The 9,599-nt window shown below is 68.8% G+C and carries 8 protein-coding genes and 1 pseudogene; 6 read left to right on the forward strand and 3 right to left on the reverse strand.

Annotation, left to right across the window (positions count from 1 at the left end):
* On the reverse strand, positions 1-489 hold a 489-nt coding region (locus tag QK444_RS25290), incomplete at its 3' end, for a hypothetical protein (RefSeq protein WP_282784354.1).
* 322 nt (positions 490-811) lie between these two features.
* Entirely contained in the window at positions 812-2,419 is a 1,608-nt protein-coding gene (locus tag QK444_RS25295) for a cellulase family glycosylhydrolase (RefSeq protein ID WP_282784356.1), read from the reverse strand.
* A 245-nt stretch (positions 2,420-2,664) separates the two neighbouring features.
* Here QK444_RS25295 and QK444_RS25300 point away from each other — a divergent pair, with 245 nt between their 5' ends.
* The 5 genes from QK444_RS25300 (at position 2,665) to QK444_RS25320 (ending at position 7,901) form a co-directional block, all read left to right on the forward strand.
* Positions 2,665-4,323 carry a DNA repair helicase XPB gene (locus QK444_RS25300; RefSeq protein WP_282784358.1) on the forward strand — a complete coding sequence of 553 codons (1,659 nt, stop codon included), beginning with the start codon at positions 2,665-2,667 and terminating at the stop codon, positions 4,321-4,323.
* Positions 4,324-4,366: 43 nt separating this feature from the next.
* Positions 4,367-5,041, forward strand: coding sequence for a DUF3239 domain-containing protein (locus QK444_RS25305; RefSeq protein ID WP_282784360.1), 675 nt, complete (start codon positions 4,367-4,369; stop codon positions 5,039-5,041).
* A 44-nt stretch (positions 5,042-5,085) separates the two neighbouring features.
* Entirely contained in the window at positions 5,086-5,724 is a 639-nt protein-coding gene (locus QK444_RS25310; RefSeq protein ID WP_282784362.1) for a LysE family translocator, read from the forward strand.
* A 55-nt stretch (positions 5,725-5,779) separates the two neighbouring features.
* Positions 5,780-7,189: a M1 family metallopeptidase gene (locus tag QK444_RS25315; protein ID WP_282784364.1), complete on the forward strand. Its 1,410-nt coding sequence runs from the start codon at positions 5,780-5,782 to the stop codon at positions 7,187-7,189.
* 67 nt (positions 7,190-7,256) lie between these two features.
* Entirely contained in the window at positions 7,257-7,901 is a 645-nt protein-coding gene (locus QK444_RS25320; RefSeq protein WP_282784367.1) for a LysE family translocator, read from the forward strand.
* Positions 7,902-7,985: 84 nt separating this feature from the next.
* On the opposite strand, the gene QK444_RS25325 is transcribed toward QK444_RS25320, so the two are convergent.
* Positions 7,986-9,161 carry a pyridoxal phosphate-dependent aminotransferase gene (locus QK444_RS25325; protein ID WP_282784368.1) on the reverse strand — a complete coding sequence of 392 codons (1,176 nt, stop codon included), beginning with the start codon at positions 9,159-9,161 and terminating at the stop codon, positions 7,986-7,988.
* Positions 9,162-9,335: 174 nt separating this feature from the next.
* Here QK444_RS25325 and QK444_RS25330 point away from each other — a divergent pair.
* A pseudogene (locus QK444_RS25330) lies at positions 9,336-9,599 on the forward strand (hypothetical protein); the annotation flags it as partial.

Here is a 9,599-nt window from a genome sequence, read left to right on the forward strand (position 1 = left end):
GGTCATCTTGGGATCCGGGACGATGCGGTAGCCGATGGCCGCGGTATCACAGAGGAACTCGTCGGTCTGTCCGTCGATGCGCTTGGTCACCTTGAACGACGCCTCCGGAGCGGAGCAGTCCACGCTCTTGTATCCGGTGGTGGGGCTCTCGTTGTAGCAGGCGCCCTCCTTGAAGTTGGGGGCCAGGCACAGGAACGCGGTGGTGCCGCCGTTCAGGGTCTCCTCGTAGGAGGTGTACTCCTCCTTGCACTCGGTCTGGGTGTCGTGGACGTCCATGACCTTGTAGACGGCCTTCTCGGAGGAGCAGTCGACCGGCTCCGTCTCGGAGTCGACCGCGGACCCGGAGATGACATTGATGCAGTCACCGACCTGCGCCTTCGCGGTGTCGGACTTGCTGGCCTCTTGGAACATCGAGCATCCGGCCAGCGCGGCGACCGCCACGAGAGCCAGCACGAGGCGCGCGATAAGCCTCGTTGGTGCGAACTTCACCTGCGAAAACCTTTCTCACCGAACCGTTCACGGCCGCCGTGAACGGCCTGAGGGTACCCGCAGGCGACCGGCGACCGCATCAGTCCCGCGATGGAGCGGCGGATCAGTAGTAGTACATCCCACCGCCGCGCATGCCCAGCAGCGACAGGTTGAGGATCATGGGTAGGAAGTTGTTGAGCAACTGCAGACTGAAGTAGTTCACAAGTGTTCCCTCTCAATTATCTGGGCACATGACCAGCTATGGGTCTCGCGCCCGTGTGTCGTGCCGGATCGCCGTCCCGTTACAGACCGGCGCGCCCCGGGTTTCCGGGGCGGCACAGCCTCAACTCGACCCCGCGGAGCCGGTGGCCGCCGAGCCCGGCACCGCCGACCCCGAATCGCCCGAACCCGTTCCGGCGGAACCGGACTCGATCGAACCACCACTCGCCGATCCGGTGCCGACCGGCCCCTCCGGAACGGTCTCGCCCGCCGAATCGGGCCGGTTGACGTACACCGAGACCGGCGCACTCGTGTCGGCGACCACCGTCACCACCCGCGCCCCCGGAGCCGAGGTGACCGTGCCGCCCTCCACTCGCACCCGGTACCCGTCCGGATAGTGCAGATCCGATACGTAGATCTCGGTCGGCCCGGTGGCGGGACGCGGACTATAGCGGTAGGCGAAGTCGCCGTCGGCGGGATCGAAGACCATCCGGCCGGGCACGCCCGCGGTGGCACGGGGGTAGGTGCGCACGAGTTCGCGGCCGAGCTCGCCGTGGAAGGGATCGGGGCGCGGACCGCCCGCCCCGAAGCGGGAGGCGTAGTGCCAGTACATCCAGCCGATGAAGCGCTCGTCGGCGCGCACCAGCGTATTGCGCAGCACGGTGGCGTCACCGTCGCCGAACTCGGTCACCAGCGTGGGTATCCCGGTGCGGCGGGTGAAGGCGTCGATATTGCCCCAGGTCTTGTCCTGCTGCACCCCGCACAGGGCCCGCAGCCCGTCGGGCAGGCCCAGGTAGATGGCCAGCTGGCTGGGAATGCAGTAGTCGTGCGGCGCGAAGCCGATATCGGGCGCGGTGATGGGCGGATTCTTGCCCAGGTTGGTGGGCATGGTCTCGTTCCAGGTCACATTGGGTTCCCAGAAGATCATCAGATCGGCGGCGCGGGCACGCACCGCATCGGTCAGCCGCTGCATGGCCGCCTGGTAGACGGCGTCGAAGCCGGGACAGCCGTCGGGGAAGCAGGACAGGAAGGCCGAACCCGGCCACGGCTCGTTCATGAGCTCGATCCCGAGCATGCCCGGCCGCTCCGCCAACCGCGCGGCCAGCGCGCCGAGTGCGACGCCGAGCTGGTCCAGCACCCCATTGTCGTTGTGCCACACCTCATCCCAGCCGCGATTCATACTGGGCATCAGATAGTAGAGCGGGAAGCCCGGATTCGGCTCCAGCGCGCCGGGCCGGGAGCGCAGCGACCATTCGGGAAAGCCGTTGCCGCCCCAGATCTTCGACAGTCCGTCCTGGTGATTGTCGATCAGCGTGTAGATGCCGCGCGCCGCGAGGAGGTCCACCACCGCGGCGACCCGGTCCAGGTACGCGGTGTCGACGACGCCCCGGGTGGGCATGAGGCCGTCGAAGGCGACGCCGAGCCGGACCACGTTGAATCCGTGCCGGGCGAGTAGTTCCGCGTCCTCGGCGGTCAGGGTGAAGCCGTCGCCGAGTTCGATGTAGGGGGCTTCCTTGTCCACATTGTTGACGCCGTGCAGCAGCACGGTGCGCCCCGCCTCGTCGACGAACCGATCGTCCTCGACGTGGATATCCGGCAGCGCGGGCGGCGCCGCCGCCCCCGGTGTCGCCACCAGCAGCGCTGCCCCGATCACCATCGCGGCGAGGCCCGCCACCCAGCGCCCGCGCCGTCGCCGTCCGCCCGCGTCGTCCCCCGCTCCGACCCCGCGCATCGAATCACCCGCTGTCCGTCGACTCCAATTAGCTGGACGTACGTCCAAATGGGGTGTGATCTTAGCCATCGAAACTGGGGTCTTGCGGGCTTTCCGACGAATGAACTTCACCCGGTCACACCGCGATTGTCACAGCACCGACCCGCCACCGGGAAGGAACACGCCCGCGGGACCCGGCGCGGTGTCGGCGGCTTCGGGAAGAATGGTCGACGGCCCGGGTGGGCGGGCCCGATCCAGGAGGTGGCATGACCGACGGTCCATTGATCGTGCAGAGCGACAAGACGCTGCTGCTGGAGGTCGACCACGAGTCGGCCGACGCGGCGCGGCAGGCGATCGCGCCGTTCGCCGAGCTCGAACGCGCGCCCGAGCACGTGCACACCTATCGGATCACGCCGCTGGCGCTGTGGAACGCGCGAGCGGCCGGACACGACGCCGAGCAGGTGGTGGACGCGCTCGTCACCTATTCGCGGTACGCGGTGCCGCAGCCGCTGCTGGTGGACATCGTCGACACCATGGCCCGCTACGGGCGGCTGCAACTGGTGAAGCATCCGGCGCACGGGCTCACGCTGGTCTCGCTGGATCGCGCGGTGCTGGAAGAAGTGTTGCGGCACAAGAAGATCGCGCCCATGCTCGGCACCCGCCTCGATGACGACACCGTGATCGTGCACCCCTCCGAACGCGGCCACATCAAGCAGGCGTTGCTGAAGATCGGCTGGCCCGCCGAGGATCTGGCCGGGTACGTGAACGGCGAGGCGCACCCCATCGACCTCGATTTCGAATCCGGCGGCTGGCACCTGCGCGACTACCAGGAGATGGCCGCCGACTCCTTCTGGGCGGGTGGTTCCGGCGTGGTGGTGCTGCCCTGCGGCGCGGGCAAGACCATGGTGGGCGCGGCGGCCATGGCCAAGGCCAAGGCGACCACCCTGATCCTGGTCACCAATACCGTGGCCGGGCGGCAGTGGCGGCGCGAACTGCTGGCCCGCACCTCGCTCACCGAGGACGAGATCGGCGAATACTCCGGCGAGCGCAAGGAGATCCGCCCGGTCACCATCGCCACCTATCAGGTGATCACCCGCAAGACCAAGGGCGAGTACCGCCACCTCGAACTCTTCGACAGCCGGGACTGGGGCCTGGTCATCTACGACGAGGTGCACCTGCTGCCCGCGCCGGTCTTCCGCATGACCGCCGATCTGCAATCGCGGCGGCGGCTGGGCCTGACCGCCACCCTGGTGCGCGAGGACGGCCGCGAGGGCGACGTGTTCTCCCTCATCGGCCCCAAGCGCTACGACGCGCCGTGGAAGGACATCGAGGCGCAGGGCTGGATCGCGCCCGCCGACTGCGTCGAGGTGCGGGTGACGCTCACCGACGCCGAGCGCATGGCCTACGCCACCGCCGAACCCGAGGAGCGCTACAAGCTGTGCTCCACCGCGCGCACCAAACTCGCGGTGGTGGAATCGATTCTGGCGCAGCACCGCGACGCGCCGAGCCTGGTCATCGGGGCCTATCTGGATCAGCTGGAGGAACTGGGCGAGCATCTGAACGCACCCGTGATCCAGGGCTCCACCCGCACCAAGGAGCGGGAGGCGCTGTTCGAATCGTTCCGGCAGGGCGAGATTCCGGTGCTGGTGGTCTCGAAGGTCGCCAATTTCTCCATCGACCTCCCGGAAGCGTCGGTGGCGGTGCAGGTCTCGGGCACGTTCGGATCGCGGCAGGAGGAGGCGCAGCGGCTGGGCCGTCTGCTGCGGCCGAAACAGGACGGCGGGCAGGCGCACTTCTACTCCGTGGTCGCCCGGGACACCCTGGACGCCGAATACGCGGCGCACCGACAGCGTTTCCTGGCCGAGCAGGGGTACGCCTACCGCATCACGGATGCGGACGACCTACTGGGTCCGGCGATAGGATAAAAATGGAGCGGCAGCCTCCATAAAAGGGCGGGAGGGAACCGACGTGCGACGGCGCTTCGAATTCACGGTCGATCGTGAGCATGCCCGAACGGTCAACGAGGTCGCCGCCTACCTGCGGCGGATTCGGGTGCTCGCCATCGCCGCGTCGATCGTGCTCGGCGTGGGGACCGGCTACCTCATCTGGCTCGACCACCCGTGGTCCTACCTGCTCGCCGTCGCCTTCGCCCTGGGCGCGGCGACCGCGCTGTTCGTGGGACTGTGGACCCCGCATCGCGCCCGCATCGACAAGCTCTACGCCACCGGCGCGCTCGTCCCCGCGGTCGTCTCGGAGAGCACCGCCAAGGGCACCACCCTGCTGGCCCTGGTGGATCTGGCCAAGCCCACCGCCGACGGTCCGCGCTACGCGCTGGTCACCCGCACGGTCCGCAGTCTGCCCGGCCACCGGATCCGCGCCGGGGAGCGGGTGCCCTCGGTGACCGTGCGCATCGACCGCGCCCCCGCCTCCGTGGGCGAGCTGTGGCATGCGGTGACCATGATGCCCATCGCCTGGGGCACCCGGGATCTCAATGTCATCGAGCGTGCCCGCACCACCATCCACGAGGTGGAATGGCAGCTGCTCACCGACAATCTGGACCTCGCCGCCAAGGTGCGCCGGGTCGACGCCAAACGACTGCTCATCGATCCGCAGCAGCTGCCGGACGAGCTGCGCGGGACCTGATATTCCGTGGACCGGAGATAGGTGCACGCGCATACACTGAGTCGATGATCCCCGCCGCAAATCTGCTGGCCTTTCTCGTCGCGGCCACCGTTCTGATCGTAATCCCCGGTCCCGGTGTACTTTTCGTCATCGGACGCGCCCTCGCCAACGGACGGCGGGCGGCCCTGCTGTCGGTGCTCGGCCATTCGGTCGGGGTGCTGCTGGTCCTCCTGTGCGTCGCCGCCGGGCTGGGCGCCCTGGTCGCCGCGTCCGCGGTCGCGCTGACCATCGTGAAGGTGGTCGGGGCGCTCTACCTGATGTACCTCGGCATCCAGGCCATCCGCGACCGCAAGTCACTGCGGGCAGCGTTGCGGGCCGACGTGGAGCCGGCGCATCGGAACAAGATGCTGCGCCAGGCGTTCCTCGTCGGGGTGAGCAACCCCAAGGCCATCATCTTCTTCTCGGCGGTGCTGCCGCAGTTCGTCGATCCGGCGAGCGGGGCGATACCGCTGCAAATGCTGATTCTGGGCCTGGCCTTCCTGCTCATCGCCCTGGTCTCGGACAGCGCGTGGGCGCTGCTCGCTGGGACGGCGCGCAGCTGGTTCGCGCGCTCACCCAAGCGGCTGGAGGCGGTCGGCGGCGCGGGCGGCGTCATGATCTTCGGGCTGGGCGCGAGCGTGGCGGTGTCGGGCACCAGCCACTGACACGCGGCGGTTAGCATCGGCTGATCGGCAAGGGATGCCGGAAAGGGGCAGCTCGGTGACTTCTCGCAGGTGGTGGCGGTACGCGGTGGCGAGTGTCGCGTTGGCGTCGGCCGCCTCGGCCGCTCCCGCGCAGGCACAGCCGGTCGATCCGCTGGCGGGTGCGCCCGGGCTCGGTGACCCCTACTACCCGTTGGACGGCAATGGCGGCTACGACGCCACCCATTACGACGTCGCGATCGACTACGACCCGCCCACCCGGCACCTGACCGGTTCGGCCCGGGTGCACGCCCGGGCCACCCAGGCGCTGCGCACCTTCAATCTGGACTATGCCGGTCCGGAGGTGACGACGGTGACGGTGAACGATCTGCCCGCCCGGTTCGACCGCACCGACGAACACGAACTCGTCGTCACCCCGCTGCTGCCGCTGCTGCCCGGCCTGCCGTTCACGGTCGAGGTCGACTACGCGGGGCCGGTGGGTGCGGACGAGAATTCCGGCTGGTACGTCTCCCCCAGCGGCGGGGCCTTCGTCGCGGGCGAGCCGCATTCGGCCACCAGCTGGTACCCGCTCAACGACACGCCAACGGACAAGGCGACTTTCACGCTGACCGCCACGGTGCCGCAGGAGTGGGAGGTCATGTCCAACGGCGCCAAGACCACCGATACGGTGACCGACGGTCGCCGGACCACGCGGTGGGAGTCGCGGCATCCGGTGATCGGCTACCTCACCACCGTCGCCATCGACCGCTTCGAATTCCTGGAACAGCGCCGCGCCGACGGCACCCCGCTGCTGAGCGCGTTCGCACCGGATGCGGTGGACGCCAAGGAGAACGAGTTGCGGCTGCCGGAGATTCTCGACTTCGGCGAGGAACTGTACGGGCCCTACCCCTTCGATGTGGCGGGCGGCATCTACGTCGACACCGACCTGGAGTTCTCGCTCGAAACCCAGACCCGGCCCATCTACGCGCCGTGGACGGATCTGCAGACCGTGGTGCACGAGATCGCTCACCAGTGGTGGGGCGATTCCATGTCGGTGCGGCAGTGGTCGGATATCTGCCTGAACGAATGCTTCGCCAGCTACACCGCCGACTATCTGTGGCCGGAGCGCAAGGAAGGCAGGGACGTCGACGCGGAGTACCGCGACACCGTGGCCGAGTTCTACGACAATCCCAAGTTCTGGCAGATCAAACTCCAGGATCCGGGCGTGGGGTACGAGTTCACCTCCGTCTACTACCGCGGCCCGCTGTTCCTGCACGCCCTGCGCCGCACCCTCGGCGACGACGTGTTCTTCTCCGCCATCCGGGATTTCGTGGTCGGGCACGCCTACGGCAACGCGTCCATGCCGGAGTTCCGCGAGTTCGTGCGGTCCCGCACGAGCCACGATCTGACCGGGTTCTTCACCGCCTGGCTGGACCGCGAGGAACCGCCCGCCGACGAATACCTGTATCCGGGCACGCTGCGCTCGTGATCGGCCGGGCCAGTGGTTGCCGACTGGCCCGCGACAGCAGGCACACGGGCCGGGGAGTATCGACCGCATGATCGAGGCGACGGCGATACTGGGCGTGGCGGCCGCGGCGCTGGGGTTGGTGCTCACCCCGGGACCGAACATGATGTACCTCGTCTCCCGCACGGTGTCGCAGGGACGACGGGCCGGATTCGTCTCGCTGGCGGGCGTCGCGGTCGGCTTCGCGTGCTATCTGGGCGCGGCGACGGCCGGAATCACCGCGGTCTTCGCGGTGGTGCCCGGCCTGTACCTGACGATCAAGTTCGCCGGGGCCGCCTATCTGGCCTGGCTGGCCTGGAAGGTGCTGCGCCCCGGCGGCATCTCGGCGTTCGCCCCCGACGCGCTGCCCGCCGATCCGACGCGGCGACTGTTCACCATGGGGTTGGTGACGAACCTGCTCAATCCCAAGATCGCGATCATGTACATGGCGCTGATCCCGCAGTTCGTGACGCCCGAGCACGGGCGGGTGTGGTTGCAGAGCCTGTGCCTGGGCGCGGTGCAGATCGCCATCGCCCTGGCCGTGAACGGTCTGATCGTGCTGGGCGCGGGGGCGGTCGCGGGCTTCCTGAGCGGGCGGCCGCTGTGGCAGCGGGTGCAGCGGTGGGTGACCGGGACCATGCTGGGCGCGATGGCCGCCCTGCTCGCCGCCGACCGGGCGCGGCCGGTGCCCGCCTGATCCGAGGCCGCGCACCGGGCGCCACCCGGCGGGGCCGGGGCGGACGACCCACACGGCCGACTATTTCCGGCCGTGCCGACCGGGTCAGCCCACCTGGACACCGGCGCGCAGCCGCCGCACCCCCTCCTCCATGGTCTCGTCCCGCTTGCAGAAGGCGAAGCGCACCAGATGGTTCCAGGCGGCACGGTCGTCGGCGAATACGCTCACCGGCACGGCGACCACCCCGAGGCGTGCGGGCAGCTCACGGCAGAACGCCAGGGCGTCGGTCGCGCCCAGCAGGGTGATGTCGGCGCAGACGAAATACGTTCCGTCACTGCGCTTCACCGCGAACCCGGCCTCGGCCAGAGCGGACGAGAGCCGAAGCCGCTTGTCCGCCAGTGCTTCCCGCAGGTCGGCCACCCACCGCTGTTCGTGCTCGATGGCGTGCGCGACGGCGGGCTGGAAGGGGCCGCCGCCGACGAAGGTGAGGAACTGCTTGGCGGCCAGCACGCCGTCCAGCAGCGGCGCGGGAGCGCAGGCCCAGCCGATCTTCCAACCGGTGACGCTGAACGTCTTGGCGGCGCTGGAGATCACGACCGTGCGCTCGAGCATGCCCGGCAGCGTGGCGATGCTGATGTGCTCGTGCCCGTCGAAAGCCAGGTGCTCGTACGCCTCGTCGGCCATGACGAGGAGGTCGTGTTCGACGGCGAGTTCGGCGATGGCGGTGAGGTCCGCGCGGCCGAGTACCGTGCCGGTGGGATTGTGCGGCGAATTCACCAGCAGCATGCGGGTTTCGGGGGTGATGGCGGCACGCAGGCTGTCCAGGTCCAGCGCGAAGCCGTCGCCGTCGGGAACCAGCCGGGCGGTGCGGCGCTTGGCCCCGGCGAGGGCGACGGCGGCGGCGTAGGAGTCGTAGTACGGCTCGATGAGCACCACCTCGCGCCCCGGCTCCACCAGGCCGAGGATGGTGGCCGCGATGGCCTCGGTGGCGCCGACGGTGACCAGCACCTGGCTGTCGGGGTCGTAGGCGGTGCCGTAGCGGCGGGCGCGATCGGCGGCGATGGCTCGGCGCAGCACGGGCATGCCGCGGCCCGGCGGGTACTGGTTCAGACCGTCGGCGATGCACTGCCGCGCCACCTCGAGCATGCCGGCGGGACCGTCGCTGTCCGGAAACCCCTGACCGAGGTTGATCGCGCCGTGGCGAACGGCGAGTTCGGTCATCTCGGCGAAGATGGTGGCTCCGAAGGGGCGGAGGCGTTCGACGGTGGGAACGTAGGGCATGTCCGGAGAGTAGCCCACCGGGCGAAATGGTTGCGAAGCGATAGCGAATGCCTATGTTTCACTTTTGAAATAGCTTGTCTACCAGTGTGATTGTGCATTGACCCAATGGCGGCTAGCCTCCCCGTGTTCCATCTCACACCCACCCTCGCCGGTGGATCAACGAAAGGGGCGCACATGGCCTCCTTCATCGACCTGCTGTTACAACCCGTCGCGGTCGTCGATCATGCCCACCACATCGCAAACCAGCTCATCGGCTGGGCCACCGGGTCGACCACCCCGGACTGGAGCACCGGATCGAGCTTCCCGCCCTCCGGCTCCGGCGGGAACTCCGGCTCCGGAACCGGATCCGGGATCGGCAACTGCACACCCACCGGATCGGTGAGCCTGTCCGGCGGCATGGAATGCGAGAGCGGTTCCGCGGTGCAGACACCGCCGAAC

This window comes from Nocardia sp. CC201C, assembly GCF_030010695.1.
Taxonomy (GTDB): domain Bacteria; phylum Actinomycetota; class Actinomycetes; order Mycobacteriales; family Mycobacteriaceae; genus Nocardia; species Nocardia otitidiscaviarum.